The organism is Pantoea sp. BAV 3049 (assembly GCF_009765445.1).
GTDB lineage: Bacteria > Pseudomonadota > Gammaproteobacteria > Enterobacterales > Enterobacteriaceae > Erwinia.
Genome location: NZ_WHOY01000031.1, coordinates 3,735,384 through 3,760,226 on the forward strand (window position 1 = coordinate 3,735,384; position 24,843 = coordinate 3,760,226).

Annotated in this window: 23 protein-coding genes and 1 pseudogene; 6 read left to right on the forward strand and 18 right to left on the reverse strand. The window is 53.4% G+C overall.

From position 1 onward, the window contains the following. Positions 1 to 251: 251 nt before the first annotated feature. From hemW to GSQ70_RS18560, 4 genes are read right to left on the reverse strand one after another with little or no spacing between them, the layout of a single operon-like run. Positions 252 to 1,391: a radical SAM family heme chaperone HemW gene (gene hemW, locus GSQ70_RS18545; RefSeq protein ID WP_158783908.1), complete on the reverse strand. Its 1,140-nt coding sequence runs from the start codon at positions 1,389 to 1,391 to the stop codon at positions 252 to 254. Next, a complete protein-coding gene (locus GSQ70_RS18550) occupies positions 1,384 to 1,977 on the reverse strand; it encodes an XTP/dITP diphosphatase (RefSeq protein WP_158783909.1) in 594 nt (197 codons plus the stop codon). The genes hemW and GSQ70_RS18550 overlap by 8 nt, the downstream gene beginning before the upstream one ends. A 31-nt stretch (positions 1,978 to 2,008) precedes the next feature. Then, on the reverse strand, positions 2,009 to 2,560 hold the full coding sequence (locus GSQ70_RS18555) for a YggT family protein (RefSeq protein ID WP_158783910.1): 552 nt from the start codon (positions 2,558 to 2,560) through the stop codon (positions 2,009 to 2,011). A gap of 8 nt (positions 2,561 to 2,568) precedes the next feature. Beyond that, positions 2,569 to 3,276, reverse strand: a complete 708-nt coding sequence (locus tag GSQ70_RS18560) for a YggS family pyridoxal phosphate-dependent enzyme (protein ID WP_158785371.1) — start codon at positions 3,274 to 3,276, stop codon at positions 2,569 to 2,571. A gap of 15 nt (positions 3,277 to 3,291) precedes the next feature. Between GSQ70_RS18560 and GSQ70_RS18565 the strand changes: the two genes are divergently transcribed. Continuing rightward, positions 3,292 to 4,293: a type IV pilus twitching motility protein PilT gene (locus GSQ70_RS18565; RefSeq protein ID WP_158783911.1), complete on the forward strand. Its 1,002-nt coding sequence runs from the start codon at positions 3,292 to 3,294 to the stop codon at positions 4,291 to 4,293. Between the two features lie 27 nt (positions 4,294 to 4,320). Here GSQ70_RS18565 and ruvX read toward each other — a convergent pair whose 3' ends face one another. The 8 genes from ruvX to metK all read right to left on the reverse strand — a co-directional run bounded on the left by ruvX (position 4,321) and on the right by metK (position 11,562). Further along, positions 4,321 to 4,743: a Holliday junction resolvase RuvX gene (gene ruvX / locus GSQ70_RS18570; protein WP_199257281.1), complete on the reverse strand. Its 423-nt coding sequence runs from the start codon at positions 4,741 to 4,743 to the stop codon at positions 4,321 to 4,323. Next, on the reverse strand, positions 4,743 to 5,306 hold the full coding sequence (locus GSQ70_RS18575) for a YqgE/AlgH family protein (RefSeq protein WP_158783912.1): 564 nt from the start codon (positions 5,304 to 5,306) through the stop codon (positions 4,743 to 4,745). Before GSQ70_RS18575 ends, ruvX begins: the two co-directional genes overlap by 1 nt. A gap of 92 nt (positions 5,307 to 5,398) precedes the next feature. Continuing rightward, positions 5,399 to 6,343 carry a glutathione synthase gene (gshB, locus tag GSQ70_RS18580; protein ID WP_158783913.1) on the reverse strand — a complete coding sequence of 315 codons (945 nt, stop codon included), beginning with the start codon at positions 6,341 to 6,343 and terminating at the stop codon, positions 5,399 to 5,401. Positions 6,344 to 6,373: 30 nt separating this feature from the next. Further along, positions 6,374 to 7,105 (reverse strand): 16S rRNA (uracil(1498)-N(3))-methyltransferase, encoded by a 732-nt coding sequence (gene rsmE / locus GSQ70_RS18585; RefSeq protein ID WP_158783914.1) that lies wholly within the window; start codon positions 7,103 to 7,105, stop codon positions 6,374 to 6,376. Positions 7,106 to 7,181: 76 nt separating this feature from the next. Then, the gene (gene endA, locus GSQ70_RS18590; protein WP_158783915.1) at positions 7,182 to 7,895 is read right to left on the reverse strand and encodes a deoxyribonuclease I; all 714 of its coding nucleotides are present in this window, start codon (positions 7,893 to 7,895) and stop codon (positions 7,182 to 7,184) included. Positions 7,896 to 8,002: 107 nt separating this feature from the next. Continuing rightward, the gene (locus GSQ70_RS18595) at positions 8,003 to 8,527 is read right to left on the reverse strand and encodes a SprT family zinc-dependent metalloprotease (RefSeq protein WP_158783916.1); all 525 of its coding nucleotides are present in this window, start codon (positions 8,525 to 8,527) and stop codon (positions 8,003 to 8,005) included. 72 nt (positions 8,528 to 8,599) lie between these two features. Beyond that, a complete protein-coding gene (locus GSQ70_RS18600; protein WP_158783917.1) occupies positions 8,600 to 9,994 on the reverse strand; it encodes a sugar porter family MFS transporter in 1,395 nt (464 codons plus the stop codon). Between the two features lie 413 nt (positions 9,995 to 10,407). Then, positions 10,408 to 11,562, reverse strand: a complete 1,155-nt coding sequence (metK, locus tag GSQ70_RS18605) for a methionine adenosyltransferase (RefSeq protein ID WP_158783918.1) — start codon at positions 11,560 to 11,562, stop codon at positions 10,408 to 10,410. Positions 11,563 to 12,242: 680 nt separating this feature from the next. On the opposite strand from metK, the gene speA reads away from it, so the two are divergent. Continuing rightward, on the forward strand, positions 12,243 to 14,219 hold the full coding sequence (gene speA, locus GSQ70_RS18610; protein ID WP_158783919.1) for a biosynthetic arginine decarboxylase: 1,977 nt from the start codon (positions 12,243 to 12,245) through the stop codon (positions 14,217 to 14,219). 33 nt (positions 14,220 to 14,252) lie between these two features. Here speA and GSQ70_RS18615 read toward each other — a convergent pair whose 3' ends face one another. The 3 genes from GSQ70_RS18615 to GSQ70_RS18625 are packed head-to-tail and all read right to left on the reverse strand — an operon-like array spanning position 14,253 to position 16,514. Beyond that, positions 14,253 to 15,041: an EAL domain-containing protein gene (locus tag GSQ70_RS18615; protein ID WP_158783920.1), complete on the reverse strand. Its 789-nt coding sequence runs from the start codon at positions 15,039 to 15,041 to the stop codon at positions 14,253 to 14,255. 12 nt (positions 15,042 to 15,053) lie between these two features. After that, entirely contained in the window at positions 15,054 to 16,115 is a 1,062-nt protein-coding gene (locus GSQ70_RS18620; protein WP_255455440.1) for a diguanylate cyclase domain-containing protein, read from the reverse strand. After that, positions 16,116 to 16,514 (reverse strand): hypothetical protein, encoded by a 399-nt coding sequence (locus GSQ70_RS18625; protein ID WP_158783922.1) that lies wholly within the window; start codon positions 16,512 to 16,514, stop codon positions 16,116 to 16,118. It abuts the gene before it with no gap. Between the two features lie 489 nt (positions 16,515 to 17,003). On the opposite strand from GSQ70_RS18625, the gene speB reads away from it, so the two are divergent. After that, positions 17,004 to 17,930 carry an agmatinase gene (speB, locus tag GSQ70_RS18630; RefSeq protein ID WP_158783923.1) on the forward strand — a complete coding sequence of 309 codons (927 nt, stop codon included), beginning with the start codon at positions 17,004 to 17,006 and terminating at the stop codon, positions 17,928 to 17,930. A 76-nt stretch (positions 17,931 to 18,006) separates the two neighbouring features. On the opposite strand, the pseudogene GSQ70_RS18635 reads toward speB, so the two are convergent. Further along, positions 18,007 to 18,132: pseudogene (locus GSQ70_RS18635) on the reverse strand (aldehyde dehydrogenase family protein); the annotation flags it as partial. 301 nt (positions 18,133 to 18,433) lie between these two features. Beyond that, positions 18,434 to 19,186, reverse strand: a complete 753-nt coding sequence (locus GSQ70_RS18640) for a M48 family metallopeptidase (RefSeq protein WP_158783924.1) — start codon at positions 19,184 to 19,186, stop codon at positions 18,434 to 18,436. 284 nt (positions 19,187 to 19,470) lie between these two features. Here GSQ70_RS18640 and tkt point away from each other — a divergent pair, with 284 nt between their 5' ends. Continuing rightward, complete coding sequence (gene tkt / locus GSQ70_RS18645; protein ID WP_158783925.1) at positions 19,471 to 21,462, forward strand: transketolase; 1,992 nt, start codon at positions 19,471 to 19,473, stop codon at positions 21,460 to 21,462. Positions 21,463 to 21,506: 44 nt separating this feature from the next. Here tkt and GSQ70_RS18650 read toward each other — a convergent pair whose 3' ends face one another. Then, on the reverse strand, positions 21,507 to 22,250 hold the full coding sequence (locus GSQ70_RS18650; RefSeq protein WP_158783926.1) for a polymer-forming cytoskeletal protein: 744 nt from the start codon (positions 22,248 to 22,250) through the stop codon (positions 21,507 to 21,509). Positions 22,251 to 22,576: 326 nt separating this feature from the next. Here GSQ70_RS18650 and epd point away from each other — a divergent pair, with 326 nt between their 5' ends. Further along, the gene (gene epd, locus GSQ70_RS18655; RefSeq protein WP_158783927.1) at positions 22,577 to 23,596 is read left to right on the forward strand and encodes an erythrose-4-phosphate dehydrogenase; all 1,020 of its coding nucleotides are present in this window, start codon (positions 22,577 to 22,579) and stop codon (positions 23,594 to 23,596) included. 50 nt (positions 23,597 to 23,646) lie between these two features. After that, positions 23,647 to 24,807, forward strand: a complete 1,161-nt coding sequence (gene pgk, locus GSQ70_RS18660; protein WP_158783928.1) for a phosphoglycerate kinase — start codon at positions 23,647 to 23,649, stop codon at positions 24,805 to 24,807. Positions 24,808 to 24,843 lie beyond the last annotated feature (36 nt).

Here is a 24,843-nt window from a genome sequence, read left to right on the forward strand (position 1 = left end):
GGAATTTATTCCGCCCGCTGTATCAGGTGTAAGAAAGGAAATTGGGTAGCCAGATTCGCAAAGGAATTGGCAGGGTAGAAGTAAACCAGCCAACCATCAGTAGGTTATAATTTAATGAATCCGAGTGTCTCATAAAGTAGTCACTACATATTTGTCATTATGTACGGCTATTTGCCGTACCATCTGAATGGTACTCCGGGCTTTAAAGCGTTCAACAGAAAGTTCGGGAAAGGGGGACTGATCAGTTGACCCTACTCTTCGGCCAGAAACAGCTCCAGCAGTGAATTCAGAAACAGCTTTCCTTTTTCCGTCACCTGCCAGCTCTCCGCCGTTTCGGTCAGATAACCTTTGCTCAGAGATTCATCCAACTGCTGGCGGATGGTGCTTTCGGTTAAGCCGGTGTAGCGCTGGAACTCTTCACGCGGCGCGGCTTCCAGCAGGCGGAAACGGTTCATAAAGAATTCGAACGGCTTCTCGCTGTCGGCCACTTCGAACTGGCGATCCAGATAATTTCCCGCCATAAAACCCCGTGGATGACGGGTTTTGCTGGTGCGGATAATAGTGCCATCCGTCTGAGTCAGCTTGCCGTGTGCGCCACAGCCGATCCCCAGATAGTCACCAAAACGCCAGTAGTTCAGGTTGTGCTCGCAACGATAGCCCGGTTTGGCATAGGCCGATGTCTCGTACTGCTGATAACCGGCAGCCGTCAGCAACTGGTGACCCTGTTCAAAAATATCCCACAGCGCATCGTCATCCGGCAGCACCGGCGGACGGGAAGCGAACAGCGTGTTCGGTTCAATGGTCAGCTGATACCAGGAAAGATGCGGAGGATCCAGCTCAATCGCCTGACGCAGATCGTCCAGGGCCTCTTCCAGTGACTGGTCCGGCAGGCCATGCATCAGATCGAGGTTAAAGCTGCGCAGCCCCAGGCTGGTTGCCAGAGTCGCCGCACGCTTCGCTTCAGCAGGCCCGTGAATGCGTCCCAGACGATCCAGCTTCTGCTGGCTGAAACTCTGCACTCCGATTGAAATGCGGTTAATCCCGGCCCGCTGGTAGCCGCTGAAGCGGTCTGCCTCAACCGTGCCCGGATTGGCTTCCATGGTGATTTCTGCCGTGGGTGACAGCGGCAGGCGCGCCCGCACACCATCCAGCAGCATCTGCATCGCTTCGCTGCTTAACAGGCTCGGTGTGCCGCCACCAATAAAGATAGTGCTCACTTCACGGCCTGCAGTCAGCGGCAGATCAACATCCAGGTCGGCCAGCAGATGACGCACGTACTCTTCGTGAGGCACCTCTCCCTTGAGTGCGTGCGAGTTGAAATCGCAGTAGGGGCATTTCTGCACGCACCAGGGAATGTGGATATAGAGGCTCAGGGGAGGGAGGTTATGCATTACGCATCGCATCCAGCAGCAGAGCCAGCGCTTTACCGCGATGGGACACGGCACGCTTTTCATCCTTGCTCAGCTCAGCCGCGGTTTTCCCCAGCTCCGGAACGAAAAAAATCGGATCGTAACCAAAACCGCCTTCACCCGCCGCACTGCGGGTGATCTCACCCTGCCAGCTGCCGTGGAATACCAGCGGCGTCGGGTCTTCCGTATGGCGCAGATAAACCAGCACACAGTGGAACTGCGCTTTACGCTCGCCGTCCGGCACCGTTTCCAGCGCCTGCAGCAGCTTTTCCAGATTCTGTTGGTCACTGGCATCGGGACCGGCATAGCGCGCCGAGTAAATCCCCGGCGCACCGCCCAGAGCATCCACGGCCAGTCCCGAATCATCGGCAATTGCCGGTAAGCCGGTGATTGCTGCCGCATGACGTGCCTTCAGAATGGCATTTTCAATAAACGTCAGGCCGGTTTCCTCGGCTGACTCCACGCCCAGCTCGGTTTGCGCCACGATATCGAGGCCAAAGGCGGCCAGTAAATCAGCCAGTTCACGAACTTTTCCCGGATTACCGGTGGCGAGCACAACTTTTTGCATATCAGGTCCAGACTCTTTTACATCAACAGAATTACAGCTGCGACCAGCCAGGGATGAAGTCCATCCCCAGGTAGTTCAGCATATACAGGATCAGGATCACCGCCATCGCGGAGAAATCGATGCCGCCCATTGCCGGGATGATCCTGCGGATGGGGGCCATCAGCGGCTCAGTCAGCTGGATCAGCACATAATCCACCGGGTTGCGGCCCTGGCTTACCCAACTCAGCAGGGAGCGGATAATGATCGCCCAGAACACCAGCACGCCCGCGGCTTTAACCAGTGACACCAGACCAAAGTACAGGAACACCGGATCGAAAATCAGCACCTGGCTTTGAATGGCAAACATCACCGTAAACAGCAGCACGCTCAGCACATATGCCAGCAGCAGCGAGGCAGTATCCAGCGGCCCGATGGACGGAATAACCCGGCGCAATGGCTTGACCACCGGCTGGGTCACTTTGACCACGAACTGCGAAAACGGGTTGTAGAAATCGCATCTTGCCCACTGCATCCAGATGCGGAGTAACAACACTTTCACGTACAGGTTAATCACCGTTGAGACAAGGAAAGTCAACGTCAGCATGGGTTCCCTCAATTATTGTTGTGAGTGGTGGCGTAATCACGCGCACCAAAAATGGCGGTGCCAATTCGCACCATGGTACTGCCTGCCGCAATTGCGGCTTCCATGTCGTCGCTCATTCCCAGAGAAAGCGTATCGACAGATGGATACTCTTTTTTCAGCCTGCTGAAGGCTTCGGCCATCTGCTGACAAACGGCCAGCTGTCGCTGATAATCTGCCTCCGGCGCGGGAATAGCCATCAATCCACGCAGCCTTAAGCGCGGCAGTTGGGCAATCTCTTTTGCCAGTTCGGGCAGCGCCTCCAGCATGATGCCAGATTTACTGTGTTCGTCGCTGATGTTTATCTGGATCAGCACGTTCAGCGGCGCAGAATCTTGCGGGCGCTGCTCGTTCATCCGGGTGGCAATCTTCAGCCGATCCACGGTGTGACACCAGTCGAAATGCTCTGCAACCAGCCGGCTTTTATTGGATTGCAGCGGGCCGATAAAGTGCCAGGTCAGCGAGGAATTTCCCAGTTGCTGAATCTTATCCACGCCTTCCTGCACGTAGTTTTCGCCAAAACATTCCTGCCCGGCATTCACCGCTTCTGCGACGGCGATCGCAGGCTTGGTTTTGCTCACTGCAAGAAGAGTAATTTCTTCTGGATCGCGGCCGCAGCGTGCGGCTGCCGCTGAGATTCGCTCGCGGACTTGCTGTAAGTTGTGCTCAATCGAGGTCATAGTCAGGGAAAAATTATGGATATTGAGGACATAGTGGCCCTTAGTGTAAAGCATAATGCCGGGGATCTGCACCTCTGCAGTGGTCATTCTCCGTTCTGGCGGCGTGACGGCCGGTTGCAGAAAATGGCGGAGGTGCAGCCGGTCAGCGATGAGCTGCTGCAAAGTGCCGCTCGGGGTTGGCTGGATAGCGCACAACAGGATCACTTTGCGCGGGCCGGACAGCTCGATTTTGCCGTGACATTAGCGGATGGCACGCGCCTGAGGGGTAACCTTTTTCGTCAGCGGCTGGGGATGTCGTTGGCTCTGAGGGTGATTGTCAGCGAGTGCCCGGAGCTGGCAGCATTAGGTGCGCCGCCGGTGGTCAGCCAACTGCTGCAATTGCGTGATGGCCTGGTGCTGGTGACGGGAGCAACGGGTAGCGGCAAGTCCACCACGCTGGCAGCGCTGGCCGGTGAGATTAACCGTCTGCAGGAGCGGCATATCATTACGCTCGAAGATCCGATCGAGTTTATCCACCACAGCGAATGCTCGCTGGTGCAGCAGCGCGAAATCGGTATGCACTGCGGATCGTTCAGTGACGGGCTGCGGGCCGCATTGAGGGAAGACCCGGATGTCATACTGCTGGGCGAACTGCGGGACAGCGAGACAATCCAACTGGCTTTAACGGCAGCAGAGACCGGTCATCTGGTGCTGGCAACGTTACATACCCGGGGGGCGGCACAGGCGGTAGACCGGCTGGTGGATGTGTTTCCCGGTGAGGAGAAGGCGCTGATCCGCACTCAGCTGGCTGGCAGCCTGAAAGCGGTAGTTGCCCAGCGGCTGGTGCCGGGCAACAGCACGGGCAGGGTGGCGCTATTTGAGGTGCTGATCAATACCCCTGCCGTGGCTAATCTGATCCGTGAGGGGAAGACGCATCAGCTACCGGCGATAGTGCAGACCGGCATACAGTCAGGGATGCAGTCATTTGAGCAAAGTATTGCCGCAAGGCAGAAAGCGGGGCTGATTGCATCCGGATAAGAATGCGCGATGAACGGGAGAGGCCTGCTACTGCCTGGCGTTCTCAAACCAGCTTTCGAGGATGATTACGGCGGAAAGGGAATCAACGCTGCCTTTGTTCAGGGCGCGGAAACCGCCACGGGAGAACAAGTCTGCGCGGGCTTCAACCGTGCTCAGGCGCTCATCGTGCAGATCGACCTGGACGCCAAAGCGTCCATGCAGACGGTTAGCAAACTTACGCGCACGCGCGGTCAGGGGCTGTTCGGTGCCGTCCATGTTCAGCGGCAGGCCAACCACCACGCGATCCGGCTGCCACTCTTTCAGCAGCGCCTCTATTTTGCTCCAGTCCGGCGTACCGTCCTGAGCTTTGAGCGCGGCCAGCGGGCGGGCGGTTCCGGTCAGCTGCTGGCCAATCGCCACGCCAATACTTTTGGTGCCAAAATCGAAGGCTAACAGGGTCATGTGGCTCATCAGGCATGTCCTGCATCGCTGGTGATGCTGTGGATATCCACACCGATGCTTTTCGCCGCTTCACGCCACCGCTCGGCAATCGGCGTTTTGAACAGGATATTGCTGTTGGCGGGGGTGGTGAGCCAGGCATTTTCAAGCAGTTCGCTTTCCAGCTGGTTCTTCTCCCACGCGCAGTAGCCAAGGGCGACCAGCACGGAACTGGGCTGGTCAGGCGTGCCCAGCGTCTCCAGCACATCGCGGGAGGTGGTGATCACCGTGTTATCAGAAACCCGGATGCTGGAAGCGAAGGTACGCTGCGCTGAATGCAAAATGAATCCACGATCTTCCGCCAGCGGGCCGCCGGAGAACACCGGTTTATCCAGCTTGACGTCAGGTTCGCGCGGCACAGGCATGATTTTCAACTTCTTGAGAATACCGTCTACGGTCAGGTTTTCCATCGGCTTATTCACGATCAGGCCCATTGCGCCATCTTCATTGTGCTCGCAGATGTAAACCACGGAACGTTTGAACAGCGGGTCCTGCAGCGTGGGCATGGCAATCAAAAAATGATGCTGTAAATTCATATCGAGATTCTGTATCCGGGTTAACCGCTCCCCCTGACAGGAGAGCGTGATAACGGGGTGAGCACAGGGGCCCATTGACCCCATTCAGAGCGTCAGGCAAGGCGTTTTTCAATGGCGTCCATCAGCATACCAGTAATTGAGATCGGGAATGCGGCCTCGATCTCACGCACGCAGGTTGGGCTGGTGACGTTAATTTCAGTCAGCTTGTCGCCGATGATATCCAGGCCGACGAAGATCAGGCCTTTTGCTTTCAGCGTCGGCCCCACGCGGCGGGCAATTTCCCAGTCGCTTTCGCTCAGCGGACGCGCTTCGCCACGTCCACCGGCGGCCAGGTTGCCGCGGGTTTCACCAGATTTAGGGATACGCGCCAGGCAGTAAGGCACCGGCTCGCCATCCACAACCAATACTCGCTTGTCGCCGTCTTTGATTGCTGGCAGGTAGTTCTGCGCCATGCAGTAGAAATTGCCGTGCTCGGTTAGTGTTTCAATGATCACTGACAGGTTCGGATCTTCTTTCTTGATGCGGAAAATTGACGCGCCGCCCATGCCGTCCAGCGGCTTGAGGATAATGTCGCCGTGTTCCTGCCAGAAGTTACGGATCTGCTGTGCGCTGCGGGTTACCAGCGTGTCCGGCGTCAGCTCTGCAAACCAGGCGGTGAACAGCTTCTCGTTGCAGTCACGCAGGCTCTGCGGCTTGTTCACGATCAGCGTGCCTTTCTCTTCTGCGCGCTCGAGGATGTAGGTGGCGTAGATAAACTCGGTGTCGAATGGGGGATCTTTACGCATCAGTACAACGTTCAGATCGGCCAGCGCAATATCCTGCTCGCTACCAAATTCAAACCATTTGTCATAGTTCTGCTCAACGCTAAGATGACGTGTATGCGCACGTGCTTCACCGCCGCGCAGGTAGAGATCTTTCATCTCCATGTAATGAATTTCGTAACCACGGCGCTGTGCTTCCAGCAAGAAGGCGAAGCTGGTGTCTTTCTTGATATTGATGGAGGTAATAGGGTCCATCACAATGCCAAGCTTAATCATTCTGTTTCTCCGGTTATGGCTTAATTCTTCTTACCCTAAATCGCCGAACCGCACCTGCAGAGCAGTAATTGCGGTCAGAGCTGTGGTCTCGGTGCGCAGCACGCGCGGGCCTAACAGGATATCGGTGAAACCGTACCGGGCCGTCATGCTGATCTCCTCTGCCGACAGGCCGCCTTCAGGACCAATCAATAATCGCACGCGGTTGACCGGTTGTGGGAGCGTATTAATGCTGTGGCTGGCTCTGGGATGCAGATTCAGCTTTAAGCCGCTCTCCTCTTCAGCGCTCCATGCCTCCAGCGTCATCGCTTCACGTACTTCCGGCACGCTGTTTCTGCCGCACTGTTCACAGGCGGCAATCACGATTTTCTGCCACTGCTGGATCTTCTTCGCCAGCCTGTCCGCATCCAGCTTTACGCCACAGCGCTCAGAAAACAAGGGGGTGATGGTATTTACTCCCAGTTCTACCGCCTTCTGAATGGTGAACTCCATCTTTTCACCGCGCGACATGACCTGGCCTAAATGCAGGTACAGTGGGGATTCACGGCTGTCGTTGCGGCTTTCAGTAATCGTTACGCGCACGTTTTTTTTGTCGGCCTGCACGATCTCTGCGGCAAAAGTCAGATTACTGCCATCGAACAATTCCAGGGGCTGACCCGCGCTCATGCGCAGTACGCGGCCAACATGATTAGCGGCGTCTTCGGACAGAGCAACTTCACTGCCCACGGTCAGCGGCTCGGGATGAAAGATGCGGGGTATACGCATGGGGATCCTGATAAAAGTAGCTGGCCGTACCCGCAGGCACGGCCAAAATAGTGACCTCTAGTTTAGGTCAGTGATTTTACCGCTGGCAAGCCTGCTGTACATAAGGGTTGTGGTTGCCCTGAACCCTGGCAATACGATTGTCGCGTTCGCATTCCCATGGCGTTACCGGATACTGCCTGTTCCAGACGGTCATCAGCTGCGTTTGCTGCCTGGACATGCCAATCTGATACCTGTCACGCATATAGAACCAGGTGCGGGCAATTGGCCCGCGGGCGCGTGCAGGCGGTTCTGCCTGCTTATTCTTAAAGTCGATCTTCATTTCACACTGGCCGTACTGATGCTCGCTGCCATTCCACTGGCTGTACATAAAGTTGTCACGGTCGCCGTTGACCTCGCCAATAGACGGTTGCAGGTTGTGCAGGTCTGTCTCAATCCGGCGGTAACCGGCATCTTTGGCACACTGTTTTCTGCCGCCCTGTTGCCAGCATTGGCGCTGATGGCCGAAGGTCCAGGCCGGAACCACGTGTTCCCACTCAATGCGTTTTGCCCGGTTGGCATTCTTACGTACGCTATAGCCGCAAGAGGCCAAATCCGGCACGCCTTTTTTGCCTTTCCAGCGGATTTTACAGCCGCAATAGAACGTACCTGGCGCAGCAGCGTTAATATACGCGGCATACTCTTTGGCCTGAGAAAAACTGTTCTGACGGTAGTTATCGGGGTTCAGGGCATGAGAAAAGAATGCGGGGAACAGCAGAGAGAGTGAAAAGAAGCGGATAATTTTGCGAAACATAGTCCATATATCTGTCATTCAGGCAAGGGGGCGAGAGTAGCAGATACCCGTGGCTTGAGGAAATGAACGCAGTCAAATCAGCGTGTTATTGCTCTCTTTTTGCGCCATCAGGTGGTTTTTTCAGCGTGCTGGAAAGTGCCAGGTAATAACCGTTCACCACAGTGGACACAGCGGTATTCACTTTCGCCCCTGACCACACGATTATGGCGGCGGACGGTCAGCTGGTGCTGCTGGCAACCACAGCGGTAGGGGAAAGCGCGGCTGCGTACCGAGTTAATCTCAAACTTGTGGGTGCGGCTGGCTGCGACTCCCAGCACGCTTTCCATCATCCACTTCCACTCTTTGCCATGCGGCGCTACGCGACCGAAATACTTCCAGACCAGAAGGTGCGCCAGTTCGTGCGGCACCACTTCATCAATAAATGCCTGCTGATTTTCCATCAGCAGTACCGGATTCAGGCGGATTTCCCAGTATTGCAGCCACGCAGTACCTGCGGTGGTGCCTCGCTGCTGGTATACCAGCTTCGGTTCGGGATAGTTGCGCTCAAGTCGCTGGTTAGCCTGCTGCAATTTTTCACGTAGTGAACGCATCACGGCCTGCTGCAGGGCAATCGGGAGTCGAAGGGGTTTCATAGGGCAGAGAATACGATGTGGACGGGGGGATTTCAATAAATCTGGCCGGGTTTCCCCGGCCAGCAGTCGGGCTTAACGCTGACCGATGTCGCGCAGTTTTTTGCCGCTCAACAGGTTACGTTCAATGTGCTCCAGCGAAACGTTTTTAGTTTCCGGGATCAGCCACAGAGTCAGGATAATGAAGAACAGATTAAGGCCGCCGTAAACCCAGAAGGTGTTGGCGTTGCCCAGCGAGTTCAGCATGGTCAGGAAGGTCGCCCCGACGATCATGTTGGCAATCCAGTTGGTCGCGGTGGAAACGGTGATACCGAAGTCGCGGCCCTTCAGCGGCTGGATCTCAGAACAGAGAACCCAGATTAGCGGACCGGCACTCATTGCGAAGCCAACGATAAACATCAGCAGCATGGCAACGGCGAAGTACTGTGCGCCCTGAGAGTGGATACCCATATGCAGCATGGTGCCAAGAACGCCCATGCCTGCAGCCATCACCAGGAAGCCAAGGATCAGCGTTGGTTTACGGCCCCAGCGGTCAACCAGACCAATAGCGATAAAGGTCGCCAGGACGTTGATCAAACCTACGATTACCGTGCCCCACATCTGCTCAGTGGTATTGGTAAAGCCGGCGATTTCGAAAATCTTCGGCGCGTAGTACATGATGACGTTCATCCCGGTGAACTGTTGCATGACCTGCAGCAACACGCCCAGGTAAACGGCACGACGGAAATTGCTGTTGTCTTTAAACAGGCTCCAGCCGGATTGTTTGATCTTCAGACTTTCGCGGATTTCATCCAGTTCACGTTTCGCCTGCTCGCTGGTGTCACGCAGACGATCCAGCACGCGCTGCGCGGTACGGAAGTCGCCTTTCGCTGCCAGCCAGCGTGGGCTGTTAGGCAGGAAGAAGACGCCAACCAGCAACAGAACTGCAGGAATGGTGATCACGCCCAGCATCCAGCGCCATTCGCCGGTGTAGCTGAAGGCAGTGTCGGACAGGTAAGCACCCAGAATACCGATGGTGATCATCAGCTGGTACAGGGAAATCATACTGCCGCGAATTTTCTCTGGCGCGATTTCCGAGAGATAAAGCGGAGCGGTATAAGAAGCCACACCCACGGCCAGACCCAGCAGTACACGGGCAAAAATCAGCATCTCCGGGTTACTGGATAGTGCTGACCACAGGGAGCCAATAACGAACAGGATTGCGCCGATCATCAGGCTCTTTTTACGGCCAAGATAGGAAGACATCCAGCCGCTGCCGACTGCACCCACTGCGGCACCAAACATCATTGAGCTGACAATCCACTCCTGCTGATGTGCGGTGACGTTAAAGTCTTTAGCAATAAAGGGTAAGGCTCCGGCAATCACGCCGATGTCCAGTCCGAACAGCAGACCAGCTAGTGCGGCAAGAAAACAAACGAAAAAGGTCATGGCCTTGTTCGATGTTCTGCTGTGTTTCTTATTATCAGGCATGTAGCCTCCATGTAAGTAGTACTGCTTATTGTTGTTATGAATGTTAGAAAACCCTGGGGCGCAAGACTGTGCGACAGATCACAATGGTGTAATCGGTTACACACCAGATCTTTCTTAAAATCGGGGTTTTCACACGTGCTTACGCTTTATAACCAGTTAGTCATAGCACTAAATAGTTTCGCCTGGTTCCCTGTTGCCCCAATATCGGACAGCACTGAAAATAGCGCATTTTGATGCTGATTGTTAAGGCTGCTAATTCTTAAATGCAGAGGAAACAAAACGTTTCTTACTGTAACCGTTAACATTATCACCTGTCAGCGGCAGAAAGAGTGTAGCCAGCCGCAGCCAATGTGCCAGTCTTCAGGCAGCAAAAAGGGCACCCCATGGGTGCCCTCGGACCTGCAGGCTGAAGCTTACTTCAGACCAGCAGCTTCACGCAGCTGCGCCGCTTTGTCGGTTTTTTCCCATGGGAAATGTTCGCGACCAAAGTGACCGTATGCCGCAGTTTCACGGTACATCGGGTGCAACAGATCCAGCATCTGAATCAGACCGTAGGGGCGCAGATCGAAGAACTCACGCACCAGCAGGGTCAGCTGTTCAGTTGAAACCTTCTCTGTACCGAACGTCTCAACCATAATTGAAGTTGGTTCTGCCACGCCAATCGCGTAGGAAACCTGGATTTCACAACGGTCAGCCAGGCCAGCCGCGACGATGTTTTTCGCCACATAACGGGCCGCATAGGCCGCTGAACGGTCAACTTTAGAAGGATCTTTACCGGAGAACGCACCGCCACCGTGACGAGCCATGCCGCCGTAGGTATCGACGATGATTTTACGACCGGTCAGGCCGCAGTCACCCATTGGGCCACCGATAACGAAACGGCCAGTCGGGTTGATATGGTATTTGGTGCTGGCGTTGATCCACTCAGTTGGCAGAACCGGCTTGATGATCTCTTCCATCACCGCTTCCTGCAGGTCTTTCAGCGAGATCTCTTCAGAATGCTGAGTGGACAGCACCACCGCATCAATACCCACTATTTTGCCATCGTCGTACTGGAAGGTGATCTGGCTTTTTGCATCCGGACGTAACCACGGCAGGGTGCCGTTTTTACGCACTTCGGATTGGCGCTGCACCAGACGGTGAGCATAAGTCACCGGTGCTGGCATCAGCACGTCAGTTTCGTTGGTGGCATAGCCAAACATCAGGCCCTGGTCGCCCGCACCCTGTTCCAGCGGATCGGCGCGGTCAACACCCTGGTTGATGTCCGGAGACTGTTTACCAATGGCATTCAGCACCGCACAGGAGTTGGCATCAAAGCCCATATCGGAATGGACATAACCGATTTCACGCACGGTATTACGGGTGATCTCTTCGATATCGACCCATGCGGTAGTGGTGATTTCACCACCGACCAGCACCATGCCGGTTTTTACATAGGTTTCGCAGGCAACGCGGGCTTTCGGATCCTGCTCGAGAATGGCATCGAGCACGGCATCGGAAATCTGGTCAGCGATTTTATCAGGATGTCCTTCTGAGACGGACTCGGAAGTGAAAAGGTGTTTAGCCATTTAATCTTTACCTTACTGAAACGGGTTGAACTCGACTGCTTAGCGCAAAAAACTGAACCTGGCGGTTGTTCCAGCGCCCCCCTCAGGCAAAGCCATGAGCAGTACAAATATTAAGACGCTTAGAAGTTAACCAGTATAGATGGATTAACATCTGGATGGCTATATTAGGTTACACGTTAAGCAGATTGCCAGTTTTTTTTACTGAAACGAAATTTCAGTGCAGGTGAAAAGTGGAAAATTATCCTGACACCTGCTGCATTTCGCACAATTAGATTTTGCATTTTTGGTCTGGTGGCTGTATAAAACGCCGCTGCGTTTCGCCCGGTGATTTCTGCACTGCACTCCGGGCCTGCGGCGGGCACGTCAGCCGTGGGTTTTTGGCGCTGGCTTTTCACCCTCCATGATTTTTCACCGGCCGGTAATCATACCGACACCAGCGCCGGGTAACTTCGCTTAAGCTGTTTTTCAGGTTCTCTCAGATTTTTGCTGAGGGAGATTGGCTATTGGCTCTCTGACCCGTTCCCCGGAGTCCAACGTGTTTGATGTTATACTTCAGATACTGCCTTATAGTGCGTTTCAGCGTTTTATGCTGAATTCGTCGCTTCGTAATAGGTTGTTGTCACAGGTTTTCCCTGCGATAGTAGTCAACTGTTCCGCATCATTAAAATTTGAGGCTCGCAATGTCTGACGACATCAAAACTATCAAGGGTTCGTCAGCAGGCGAACAGGGTGTACTCCGCTCAATGCAGGAGGTTGCCATGAGCGATCAAGATGCCAGCAAGATGCTGCGCACCTATAACATTGCCTGGTGGGGCAATAACTACTACGACGTGAACGAACTGGGTCATATCAGCGTTTGTCCGGATCCGGACGTGCCGGAAGCACGAGTCGATCTGGCTAAGCTGGTTAAAGAGCGTGAGGCCGAAGGCCAGCGTCTGCCCGCGCTGTTCTGTTTCCCGCAGATCCTGCAGCATCGCCTGCGCTCTATTAACGCCGCGTTTAAACGCGCGCGTGAATCTTACGGCTATCGTGGCGACTACTTCCTGGTATATCCGATCAAGGTTAACCAGCATAAGCGCGTCATTGAATCCCTGATCAACTCAGGCGAGCCACTGGGCCTGGAAGCCGGTTCAAAAGCGGAACTGATGGCGGTGCTGGCGCATGCCGGAATGACCCGCTCGGTGATCGTCTGTAACGGCTACAAAGACCGCGAGTACATCCGCCTGGCGCTGATCGGCGAGAAGATGGGCCACAAGGTCTATCTGGTGCTGGAAAAAATGACCGAAGTGAAGCTGGTGCTGGAAGAAGCTGAACGCCTGAACGTGGTTCCGCGTCTGGGTATTCGTGCGCGTCTGGCTTCTCAAGGCTCGGGTAAATGGCAGTCCAGCGGCGGTGAAAAATCGAAATTTGGTCTGTCAGCCACTCAGGTTCTGAAGCTGGTGGACATCATGCGCGAAGCGGGGCGGATGGAAAGCCTGCAGCTTCTGCACTTCCATCTTGGCTCACAGATGGCCAACATTCGCGATATCGCGACCGGCGTTCGTGAATCTGCCCGTTTCTACGTGGAACTGGCCAGGCTGGGCGTCAATATTCAGTGCTTCGACGTTGGCGGCGGTTTGGGTGTGGACTATGAAGGGACCCGCTCGCAGTCTGACTGCTCGGTGAACTATGGTCTGAACGAATATGCCAATAATGTGATCTGGGCCATCGGTGATGCCTGCGAAGAGCATAACTTGCCGCACCCCACGGTGATCACCGAGTCTGGTCGTGCAGTTACCGCTCACCACACCGTGCTGGTTTCTAATATCATCGGCGTTGAGCGCAACGAGTTCAGCACGCCAGATGCGCCTTCCGAAGACTCCCCTCGCCCAATCATCAGCATGTGGGATACCTGGCAGGAGATGCACGAGCCGAACAACCGCCGCTCGCTGCGTGAATGGCTGCACGACAGCCAGATGGACCTGTTCGATATCCACACCGGCTATTCGCAGGGGACTTATGATCTCAGGCAGCGTTCGTGGGCCGAGCAGCTTTACCTGAGCATCTGCCACTATATTCAGCAGCACCTGGACCCGAGCAACCGTGCTCACCGTCCAATCATTGATGAGCTGCAGGAGCGGATGGCGGATAAGATTTACGTCAACTTCTCGCTGTTCCAGTCTATGCCGGATGCGTGGGGTATTGACCAGCTGTTCCCGGTACTGCCGCTGGAAGGGCTGAATAAGTCGCCGGAGCGCCGTGCGGTTCTGCTGGATATCACCTGTGACTCTGACGGCACCATCGACCACTACGTGGATGGTGACGGTATTGCCACCACGATGCCGATGCCGCAGTACGACGTGGATAATCCACCGATGCTGGGCTTCTTTATGGTCGGGGCGTATCAGGAGATCCTCGGCAACATGCACAACCTGTTCGGTGATACCGAAGCGGTTGACGTGTTTGCCTTTACCGACGGCAGCGTGGAAGTTCAGCTGTCCGACGAAGGGGATACCGTGGCTGACATGCTGGAATATGTGCAGTTGGATCCCAAAGAGCTACTGACGCACTTCCGTAATCAGGTCAGTCAGAGCGATCTGGACGAAGATCTGCGCGCTCAGTTTGTGGAAGAATTTGAGTCAGGCTTGTACGGTTATACCTACCTGGAAGACGAGTAATATTGTCGGGTTGAGCCGCTTGCGGCTCAACCTTTAAATTAATGCTGCGTTGCCGGTGAAGCTGGTGATCCATGGGATCAGTTTCTCTTTACGCATTGGTAAAGCAAACAGATATCCCTGAAAAATATTGACCCCGGCCGCTTTGAGCCGCTCATGTTGTTCCTCAGTTTCCACCCCTTCCGCGATGATCTTTTTGCCATACTGGCGGCCATATTCAGAGAGAGAAATGATAATCTTCTCTTTCAGCTTATTGGACCAGGAGCAGGTGCAGAGATCTCTGTCCAGCTTAATTGCGTCAAAATCCACCACGTTGCTGTTGCCCATATAAAAACCGCCCGCGCCAAAATCGTCGAGCAGCACATCATAGCCAGCTGATTTTAAATGGTTAATATTGTCCTGAATCACCCTGTCAGCCCGGACATCCACGCATTCCACCAATTCGAATTTAATGTCAGAAGTGCTGACACCAGCTCTGGCAAGAAAATCCACTATCTCTGAGCCGTGATCCGGCAGGGCGAGGGTAGGTGTTGAAATGTTCAGGCTGATACTGTGCTGCATACCTTGCTTTTTGAGAATTTCCAGCATGGTGACTGCTTCCTTCAGCATAAACAGGAAAACCTGATGCCCCAGGCTGTCTTCCTGCAGCAGATGGCAAAACTGGTTCAGCGGCACCTCTTGGTCGTGGTGGCGCCAGCGGACAAGTGACTCAACAGAATAGATACGCTTGTCATGTGTGCTCACTTCGGGTTGAAACACGGCATAAAGCTCGTTATTTACGATCCCGTAGTGCAGATTTTTTCTCAGTTCTCTCTTATTTAACATGACAGATTCTCTTCATTTTTTATTTTCGTAGAGGATGACATCGGCGCGATTAATGGCATGATAGACATCCTCACCGGGCCGGATCTCCACAATTCCCCAGGAAAGGGATAATGGAATATCTTCCCTGAATGCCTTAATCTGACTGTTGATCCTTTGCATGCACTCCCCGGCGACCCGGCTTTCCGTATCTTTAAAAATAATGCAGAACTCATCCCCGCCAAGGCGGATAAGCACATCAGATGAACGTCTGATATTGCCGGAGATAACCCGGGAAAGGAAAGCCAGAGCTTTATCTCCCGTATCATGGCCGTAAGTGTCATTGATTTGTTTGAACTTATTGCAATCAGTGACGACAACAGACACGGTTTCACCGATTTCAGGCGTTCGAACCAGTTCCAGCGCTTTTCTGTTATAACTTTTCGTCAGGTGATCGGTGATGTTCTCATTACCACTTTTTTTAAGGTAATTAAAACAGAGCACATAGGTCATCAGAGAAAGGATAAAGGAGGCAATTAACGAGATAAGAGCCAACCTGTCATGGAGTATAAAGAGCCAGAAATCTATGCTGAACTCAACCTTATACTTCGCCGAGAGTTTTTTAATGATTTTACAGCTGTGTTCTCTGTCTCCAAGGAAGAAGATCTCTTTCCCTGAGTCATTCGAGATGACTTTAGCACTGACATATTTTTCATTTACTGAAGAAGAGAGGCCCGCAAAAATGTCATGCAGATCTTCAGCAGTATAATCTAGCATCATTGCCCCAAGGATTTTTTTTGACTCGACATCACTGAGATCGTACACATAGCTGACCACGCTGTATGATGCATTTTGAGTCAGCTGATCTCTGTAAATTTCTGTGCTGGTGATGCCCATTTTGAGCGGGTCCCGGGTAAACTTACGCACGATGTATTCTGGGTGGATACCAAATATTTTAAAGTTACTGGCACGGGAAGGAACAAAGACATATTTACTGACAGGGGTATGATGAGTCAGGTAGATGTAGCGTTCGTTACGGTCGTAAAAATAATGGTAGCGATTTTTATAGTTATCGCCAAAACGAAAGGTTCTGAATATTTAATCAATGCTTTTTGCGACTTTTAAAGCGACCTGATCTTCCGCTCCTGCAGTAATCTGCAATGTGCCGGTGAAATTGGGGTTGCTCGGGTCATCATAAATATTGATGCCTGAGATGTTGCTTTTTGTATCGTGCTCTAATTTCAGATCGGCAGAAAGTGTACTCTTGTGAACTTTTGTTTTGTATTGCAGGTATCTTACAGAAATGGCATCAGCAACATTTTCGTTGGTGTAGAAGTTGTTGAGCAAAACCTGAGTGAAGTTGGTCGCTGCGATTTCCACCTCCAGATATGTTTTTTTGAAGGAGAAAATAATAGTGGCGGCCGAAATAATAATAAAAGCAAAGATGGAGAATAACGCCACATACTTTTTCTCTTTTGCATTAACGGTATTAATCATATCGGCCTCATTTCAGAGCCGCGAAGTATACTTATTTTTTAATATGGCGTCTCGCATGGAATTTGATATGGATCAATTTCGACATGAATTATTAAGATAATTCTTATGTTTCATTGTTGATCGTTGCTTAATTTAAACTGCAGGTAAACAAGTCCTGTAATTTTTTTTATTTATCTGCATTGCTGTTGTGAAATGTTTAAGTTTTTTGTCTGGTACTTCAATTAAAAGTTATCAATGTTATTGTCTGTCGTGCCTGTGCTGAGACGCTGTGATGCCAGCGGTAATCTGTCAGGGAGTGTGCGAGCGGTCATAAGCAAGAACAATCGACGGTCTGGCACTATTGCGCCATGAGGAATTTCGTCCGATAATTTGTTCAAGCTACAGCTGATTTGAATAAACCCTTCTCCGTCGGGTCTGTCGACGGGGAGGGGTTTTTTTTCATCTGGTATTTCATTAACAAGGCATCGACAGATCTTAGAGGACTCTTCTATGTATAACACCCTGGGCAATCAGTATGATAACTCCCTGGTTTCAAACGCCTTCGGTTTCATGCGTTTCCCTGTTAACTTCCAGCCTTACGACAGCGACGCCGAGTGGGTGATCACTGGCGTTCCTTTTGATGCGGCGACGTCCGGCCGCCCTGGCAGCCGCCTCGGCCCTGGTGCGATCCGCCAGATCTCCACCAACCTGGCATGGGAAGGGTGCCGCTGGCCGTGGGATTTCGATCTGCGTCAGCGTCTGAATGTGGTTGACTGTGGTGACCTGGTTTATGCCTTCGGCGACTCCCAGGATCTTAGTGACAAGCTGCAGGCACATGCTGAAAAACTGCTGACCAACGGTAAGCGCATGATGACTTTCGGTGGTGACCACTACGTCACGCTGCCGCTGCTGCGCGCCCATGCCAAACACTTCGGTAAAATGGCGCTGGTTCACTTCGATGCGCACACCGATACTTATTCCAACGGCCCAACATTCGATCACGGCACCATGTTTCATCATGCACCGAAAGAAGGCCTGATCGATCCGCAGCGCTCGGTGCAGATCGGTATCCGTACAGAATTTGACGCCTCATTGGGATTCAACGTGCTGGATGCCGCTCAGGTTAACGACCGCAGCGTTGATGACATCATTGCGCAGGTGAAACAGATCGTTGGCGATATGCCGGTTTATCTGACTTTCGATATCGACTGTCTGGATCCGGCGCATGCTCCTGGTACCGGTACGCCGGTAATCGGTGGCCTGACCACGGACAAGGCTACCAAGCTGGTACGCGGTCTGCAGGGTCTGAACATTGTGGGTATGGATCTGGTTGAAGTCGCACCGGGTTATGATCAGTCAGACCTGACCGCGCTGGCGGCAGCAACGCTGGCGCTGGATATGCTGCACGTGCAGGCCGTCAATAAAGCTGCGCAGTAAACAACGGCTCTGTGATCCTTCGCAGCAGTAGCTGAGCGGTAAGAAAGAGGGGCGACGTTCCCGTCGCCCTGTTTTATCAAAACAATCCTGAGGGTTTATCGGAATAGCTCACCAGCAGGCATTTGGTCTGCTGATAGTGGTCGAGTATCATCTTGCGGGTTTCACGCCCAATTCCGGATTGTTTGTAACCGCCGAACGCAGCGGCCACCGATAAAGTTGTCGTAGCGGGGTTTCAGTTTCAGCGGAAAACCATACTCTTCAGGGATGATTCGGATATCTGTAGGCTTGCTTATCATTGACATCTCCTTGTCTGTGGTTCATCCACCAACGTACAGGGGGGGAGTGTTTTTTCACCACATCCTTCCGGCTGTAAGACGTAGCTCACGGATTAAGTTTCTACGAATAATCCAGTGTTTGTGACGAGAACCGAACTCTCTTCCCTTTCGATTAAAGGTGTGGCTGGAAACAATAAAGGCCTGCCCCAACCAGGCAGGCCCGGACGCTTATTTCCCTGAAGCGATGCGATCCCTGATGTGCTGAGCGCGGGATGCGGATGACGGGTGAGAATCAAACATTGAGCTGGATGCGGCGCTATCCATTTTTGCCAGTTTCTCAAAACTGGTCACAAGTCCTTCCGGGTTGATACCGCGTTTTTTCAGTAAAACAAACGAATAATCGTCCGCCTGCGACTCCTGCTTCTGTGAGAACTGTGCATTGACCAGCTTCTCACCTAAATCACCAAGCTGCGACTGCGAAAGCGTGGCCGCAATGCCCCCTGCGGAAGCTGCCGCTGAGCGGACTGCTGTTGCGCCGTAAGCCACCTGCATGGCCCGGCGCGTATGTCCCAGCGCAACGTGGCCCATCTCATGGCCCAGCACGCCCTCGACTTCGTTATCGGTCATCATATCCATCAGCCCGCTATAAACACGGATACAGCCATTGGCCATTGCCCAGGCATTGACGTCTTTAGTGAGATAGACCTTGTAGTTAGCTGGTGTGCCGTCGATGTTATCGCCCAGGGCGGCGGCAATCTTATTCAGCCGCTGGGTATAGACGCTGCTGGCAGGAGCGATTTGCGCTTCGCTGTCCATTTGCTCGCAGGATTTTACGCTGAGCTCCTTCACCTGTTCATCGCTGAGAGTGGCGGCCTGAAAGGCCTGTGCACCTGACTGCATCAGCGTGGTGCTGTCAAAGTTCTGACAGCCTGAAAGTGCGGTTGTAAGGGCCAGCGCGATAAGAGATGTCCGTAACGTCATAATTTTATTCCATTCCATAATAAGGTATTAAAATCAGAAGCCTGCTCCATGAGGCTGAAAATAGTGCGGGTCAATAAAACGGCGATGCCGCTTTTTCCCAACCCATGCATAGCGCCTGTGCCAGAAAAGTGCAAGTCTGGCCCCGATATTTTGCACTTTTCGCCATGTACATGACCCCTGTTTTTCATGTACATTGAGGGTCGACTTTTACAACTTTGCCTGATAACTCATTGATTAAAATAGGTTAAGGACGGCGAAGCGTTTAATCCGACCTGGAGTAGAACATGTCTTCTCGTAAAGAGCTTGCCAATGCCATTCGCGCTTTAAGTATGGATGCGGTACAGAAAGCCAAATCTGGCCACCCGGGCGCACCTATGGGGATGGCGGATATCGCCGAAGTCCTGTGGCGTGATTTCCTGAACCACAACCCGACCAACCCGCTGTGGGCCGACCGCGACCGCTTTGTGCTGTCTAACGGTCACGGTTCAATGCTGATCTACAGCCTGCTGCACCTCAGCGGCTACGATCTGCCAATTTCTGAACTGGCTAACTTCCGTCAGCTGCACTCTAAAACTCCAGGTCACCCGGAATACGGCTACACCGCTGGTGTGGAAACCACCACTGGTCCGCTGGGGCAGGGGATTGCCAACGCCGTGGGTATGGCGATTGCCGAGCGCACAATGGCGGCGCAGTTCAACCGCCCAGGCCACGATGTTGTTGACCACCACACCTATGTGTTCATGGGTGACGGCTGCATGATGGAAGGTATCTCCCACGAGGTGTGCTCGCTGGCGGGAACCCTGAAGCTGGGCAAACTGGTTGCCTTCTACGACGACAACGGCATCTCTATCGACGGTCACATTGAAGGCTGGTTCACCGACGATACGGCTAAACGCTTTGAATCTTACGGCTGGCATGTGGTGCGGGGCGTCGATGGTCATGATGCTGACGCTATCAAAAAAGCGGTGGAAGAAGCTCAGGCCGTCAGCGATAAGCCATCGCTGCTGATGTGCAAAACTGTCATCGGTTTCGGTTCGCCAAATAAAGCAGGAACTCACGATTCACACGGCGCTCCGCTGGGTGAAGAAGAGATTGCGCTGACCCGCAAGCAGCTGGGCTGGACCTACGCACCATTCGAAATTCCACAGAACATTTACGCTCAGTGGGATGCGAAAGAGGCAGGCCAGGCTAAAGAGGCAGCCTGGAACGAGAAGTTCGCGGCCTACGCTAAAGCTCATCCTGAACTGGCGGTTGAGTTTAAACGCCGTATGAGCAATGCGCTGCCGGAAAACTGGCAGGCAGAGTCACAGAAGTTCATTGAACAGCTTCAGGCTAATCCGGCGAAAATCGCCAGCCGTAAAGCTTCCCAGAATACGCTGGAAGCTTTTGGCAAGCTGCTGCCAGAATATCTGGGTGGCTCTGCCGACCTGGCACCAAGCAACCTGACGATGTGGTCCGGTTCCAAAGCGATCAACGAAGACGCAGCGGGCAACTACATCCACTATGGCGTGCGTGAATTCGGTATGACTGCTATCGCCAATGGTATCACGCTGCACGGTGGCTTCCTGCCTTACACCGCAACCTTCCTGATGTTTGTGGAATACGCGCGTAACGCAGCCCGCATGGCCGCGCTGATGAAAATTCGTCAGGTGATGGTCTATACCCACGACTCCATCGGTCTGGGCGAAGACGGTCCTACTCACCAGCCGGTTGAGCAGCTTGCCAGCCTGCGTGTCACGCCGAACATGAGCGTCTGGCGTCCGTGTGACCAGGTTGAATCTGCGGTAGCGTGGAAATACGGTATTGAGCGTCACGACGGTCCAACCGCGCTGATCTTCTCCCGTCAGAACCTGGCACAGCAGGATCGTACTGCTGAGCAGCTGGCGAACGTCGCCCGCGGTGCTTACGTGCTGAAGGATTGCGATGGTCAGCCAGAAGTGATCCTGATTGCCACCGGCTCTGAAGTCGAGCTGGCAGTGGGTGCATATGACAAACTGACGGCAGAAGGGCGTAAAGCTCGCGTGGTTTCCATGCCTTCCACTGATGCTTTCGACCAGCAGGATGCCGCTTACCGCGAATCCGTGCTGCCTAAAGCGGTCAGCGCTCGTGTGGCCATTGAAGCGGGTATCGCTGACTACTGGTTCAAATACACCGGCCTGAACGGCGCGATCGTTGGCATGACCACCTTCGGTGAGTCAGCGCCTGCTGAGAAGCTGTTCGAAATCTTTGGCTTCACCGTGGATAACGTGGTCGCTAAAGCGAAAGAGCTGCTGTAATACCGGAGGTTCGCCTGCATCAGCGGGCGAACCTTGTTCCCGCCTTACTGCATTAACGTCTGTTCCCTCAAATGGAAATCCTGATTGAGCGGCATGACCGGCTCGACGACTTTCTGCTTCACGATGGCGGGGGGTTGTTCCTGCTCAGGTTGCTGCTGCCAGGGTTTTGACAATCCGTAGAAACGTCCATTCTGGTTGACCGACAGCGACTCGCATTCGATGGTCCCATCCAGGAAGCCGTTAGCGTTGATCGCCACTTCCCGGCTGCGGCACAGCCCTTTCAGCTCACCGCTTATCTCGATCCGGTTGGCAAATATTTCGCCTTCCACCCGACCACTTTTCTGCACGAACACCGTTTTCTCCGAGTTGATTTTCCCGTTAACCGCGCCGTTGATATGAATATCGCCCACGGCTCTGATTTCACCGTCGATCACGCAGGTTTCGGGGATAGTGGTGGTGTCAGATGCTGTGGTGAAATCGGCAACGGAAAAATCATCGTGAAAATCGCTGTCAGGCCGCAGGGAACCTTCATCCGGTTCACTGCTCCGCTGCGGGGCAAGGGGAGTTTCTGTCGGGGTGATGATGTTCTCTTTACGTTTAAACATGGTCATATCCTTATCGAATAATAAATTCCTTAACAAAGCTCCAGCGATAATCGCCAGAGAGAGCCCGGGCAGCAGGCCAGGGTACTGACGGATCAATGCCCGTGACGCTTCCCAGCCCAACCCCCAGACAATCAACGCTGCAGCCCAGACCAGCCAGACAATCCAAAGCAGGTTGTAGTTCATATTGAGATGATTATGTTAACCTCCGGTAGCCAGAAGTCGCTGTCCGAGTCATTACTTTACTCTCACCTGACCGGGCGCTGGTCTTATTTTGCGCAACTCCATTATTAAATGTGATCTTTGTCAGAGTTTCAGTGCTTCGATTGATCTTCCTCATTCCAATTATTCCGCATTATCTTTATTGTGGCTGAACCGTTTCAGTTGGCGTTATCGCTGACGAAACACAGGTTATATGCAGTTGCAGTAGCGCAAGAATTCCCTGTACAAATGCGGACGTCTGGCTCAGGCTAATGCCCCAGTTTTGCACTGAATTCTGATGCAGGAGTGATATGACGGTTCGCATTGCCATTAACGGATTTGGTCGCATTGGGCGCAATGTACTGCGCGCGCTCTATGAAACCGGACGCCGTGCTGAAATCACCGTAGTGGCCATCAATGAGCTGGCGGAAGCCGCCGGGATGGCGCACCTGTTGAAATACGATACCAGCCACGGTCGTTTTGCCTGGGATGTTCGCCAGGAGCGCGATCTGCTGTGGGTCGGAGAAGACGCTATCCGTATTCTCCACCGGGCAGAGATTGGCGATTTACCCTGGCGTGAACTGAACGTCGATGTGGTGCTTGACTGCACCGGCGTTTATGGCAGCCGCGCCGATGGCGAGGCCCATCTGGCAGCCGGGGCGAAAAAGGTGCTGTTTTCTCACCCAGGCGGTAACGATCTGGATGCCACCGTGGTCTACGGTGTGAATGAAAAAGAGCTGAAACCCGGCGACCTGATCGTCTCCAACGCTTCCTGCACCACCAACTGTATTATTCCTGTGATTAAACTGCTGGATGATGCCTTCGGCATTGAGTCGGGTACGGTCACCACCATTCACTCTGCGATGCACGATCAGCAGGTGATTGACGCTTATCACACCGATTTACGGCGTACCCGCGCGGCCAGCCAGTCAATCATTCCGGTGGATACCCGGCTTGCTGCTGGCATCTCGCGTATTTTTCCAAAATTTAGCGACTGTTTTGAAGCTATCGCCGTGCGCGTGCCGACGATTAACGTGACGGCGATTGATTTGAGCGTCAGCGTGCGTGAAGCCGTCAGCGCCTGCGAGGTCAACGCGCTGTTGCAAAATGCCTCAGAAGGGGCATTTAGTGGTATAGTTGACTATACGGAATTACCGTTAGTCTCCATAGATTTTAACCACGATCCGCACAGTGCCATTGTGGACGGCACCCAAACGCGGGTCAGCGGTCAGCACCTGATCAAAACGCTGGTCTGGTGCGACAACGAATGGGGCTTTGCTAACCGAATGATCGACACGACGTTAGCGATGGCCGCAAGCGGTTTCAGGTAGGGCGCGGTTTGCGCCTGTCAAAACTTAGAGAATCAACGAGAGGATTCACCATGTCTGTAATTAAGATGACCGATCTGGATCTTGCTGGGAAACGTGTACTCATCCGCTCCGACTTGAACGTGCCAGTGAAAGAAGGGAAAGTGACGTCAGATGCACGTATCCGTGCTTCGCTGCCGACCATCGAAGCAGCCCTGAAGCAGGGTGCAAAAGTGATGGTTACCTCTCACCTGGGTCGCCCGACCGAAGGTGAATACAATGAAGAGTTCTCCCTGCTGCCTGTCGTAAACTACCTGAAAGACAAACTCTCCTCACCGGTACGTCTGGCAAAAGACTATCTGGACGGTGTTGATATCGCTGCAGGCGAACTGGTCGTGCTGGAAAACGTTCGCTTCAACAAAGGCGAAAAGAAAGACGACGAAGCGCTGTCCAAAAAATATGCTGCGCTGTGTGATGTCTTTGTAATGGATGCTTTTGGTACGGCTCACCGTGCGCAGGCTTCCACCCATGGCGTGGGCAAATTCGCTCCTGTGGCCTGTGCAGGCCCGCTGTTAGCCAACGAACTGGAAGCGCTGGGCAAAGCACTGAAAACCCCGGCCCGCCCAATGGTTGCCGTGGTGGGTGGCTCTAAAGTTTCCACTAAATTTGACGTGCTGAACTCTCTGGTGAAAATTGCTGACACGGTGATCGTGGGGGGCGGTATCGCTAATACCTTCGTGGCTATCGACAACAACGTTGGTAAATCCCTGTACGAGCCAGATTTCGTCGAGGCAGCGAAAAAACTGCGTGACGAATTTAAAATCCCGGTCCCTACCGACTCCCGCGTGGGCACGGAATTCTCTGAAACTGCGCCTTCCACCGTGAAGAAAGTCACTGAAGTTAATGATAATGAAGAGATCATGGACTTCGGTGATGAAACCGCGCTGGCGATGGCTAAGTTGTTGAAAGAAGCCAAAACAATTCTGTGGAACGGTCCGGTCGGCGTGTTTGAATTCCCTAACTTCCGTAAAGGGACTGAAATTGTGGCGAAAGCCATTGCAGACAGCGACGCATTCTCTATCGCCGGTGGTGGTGATACGCTGGCGGCCATCGACCTGTTCGGTATTGAAGATAAGATCTCTTATATCTCTACCGGTGGCGGCGCTTTCCTGGAGTTCGTGGAAGGCAAAACTCTGCCAGCAGTCGCTATGCTTGAAGAGCGCGCGAAACAGTAATCTCTGGGGCGGGGGGCTGCCCCCGTCGTAACGATC

What these genes read in the sequence shown, in the direction of transcription:
- GSQ70_RS18600 (WP_158783917.1), bottom strand. Translation starts at nt 9,994, where the DNA reads ATGCCTGATAATAAGAAACACAGCAGAACATCGAACAAGGCCATGACC.
- GSQ70_RS18555 (WP_158783910.1), bottom strand. Translation starts at nt 2,560, where the DNA reads ATGCTGACGTTGACTTTCCTTGTCTCAACGGTGATTAACCTGTACGTG.
- metK (WP_158783918.1), bottom strand. Translation starts at nt 11,562, where the DNA reads ATGGCTAAACACCTTTTCACTTCCGAGTCCGTCTCAGAAGGACATCCT.
- tkt (WP_158783925.1), top strand. Translation starts at nt 19,471, where the DNA reads ATGTCTTCTCGTAAAGAGCTTGCCAATGCCATTCGCGCTTTAAGTATG.
- GSQ70_RS18650 (WP_158783926.1), bottom strand. Translation starts at nt 22,250, where the DNA reads ATGAACTACAACCTGCTTTGGATTGTCTGGCTGGTCTGGGCTGCAGCG.
- rsmE (WP_158783914.1), bottom strand. Translation starts at nt 7,105, where the DNA reads ATGCGTATACCCCGCATCTTTCATCCCGAGCCGCTGACCGTGGGCAGT.
- GSQ70_RS18550 (WP_158783909.1), bottom strand. Translation starts at nt 1,977, where the DNA reads ATGCAAAAAGTTGTGCTCGCCACCGGTAATCCGGGAAAAGTTCGTGAA.
- GSQ70_RS18615 (WP_158783920.1), bottom strand. Translation starts at nt 15,041, where the DNA reads ATGTTAAATAAGAGAGAACTGAGAAAAAATCTGCACTACGGGATCGTA.
- speA (WP_158783919.1), top strand. Translation starts at nt 12,243, where the DNA reads ATGTCTGACGACATCAAAACTATCAAGGGTTCGTCAGCAGGCGAACAG.
- gshB (WP_158783913.1), bottom strand. Translation starts at nt 6,343, where the DNA reads ATGATTAAGCTTGGCATTGTGATGGACCCTATTACCTCCATCAATATC.
- GSQ70_RS18595 (WP_158783916.1), bottom strand. Translation starts at nt 8,527, where the DNA reads ATGAAACCCCTTCGACTCCCGATTGCCCTGCAGCAGGCCGTGATGCGT.
- pgk (WP_158783928.1), top strand. Translation starts at nt 23,647, where the DNA reads ATGTCTGTAATTAAGATGACCGATCTGGATCTTGCTGGGAAACGTGTA.
- speB (WP_158783923.1), top strand. Translation starts at nt 17,004, where the DNA reads ATGTATAACACCCTGGGCAATCAGTATGATAACTCCCTGGTTTCAAAC.
- hemW (WP_158783908.1), bottom strand. Translation starts at nt 1,391, where the DNA reads ATGCATAACCTCCCTCCCCTGAGCCTCTATATCCACATTCCCTGGTGC.
- GSQ70_RS18565 (WP_158783911.1), top strand. Translation starts at nt 3,292, where the DNA reads ATGGATATTGAGGACATAGTGGCCCTTAGTGTAAAGCATAATGCCGGG.
- GSQ70_RS18625 (WP_158783922.1), bottom strand. Translation starts at nt 16,514, where the DNA reads ATGATTAATACCGTTAATGCAAAAGAGAAAAAGTATGTGGCGTTATTC.
- endA (WP_158783915.1), bottom strand. Translation starts at nt 7,895, where the DNA reads ATGTTTCGCAAAATTATCCGCTTCTTTTCACTCTCTCTGCTGTTCCCC.
- GSQ70_RS18575 (WP_158783912.1), bottom strand. Translation starts at nt 5,306, where the DNA reads ATGAATTTACAGCATCATTTTTTGATTGCCATGCCCACGCTGCAGGAC.
- GSQ70_RS18560 (WP_158785371.1), bottom strand. Translation starts at nt 3,276, where the DNA reads ATGACCTCGATTGAGCACAACTTACAGCAAGTCCGCGAGCGAATCTCA.
- ruvX (WP_199257281.1), bottom strand. Translation starts at nt 4,743, where the DNA reads ATGAGCCACATGACCCTGTTAGCCTTCGATTTTGGCACCAAAAGTATT.
- GSQ70_RS18640 (WP_158783924.1), bottom strand. Translation starts at nt 19,186, where the DNA reads ATGACGTTACGGACATCTCTTATCGCGCTGGCCCTTACAACCGCACTT.
- epd (WP_158783927.1), top strand. Translation starts at nt 22,577, where the DNA reads ATGACGGTTCGCATTGCCATTAACGGATTTGGTCGCATTGGGCGCAAT.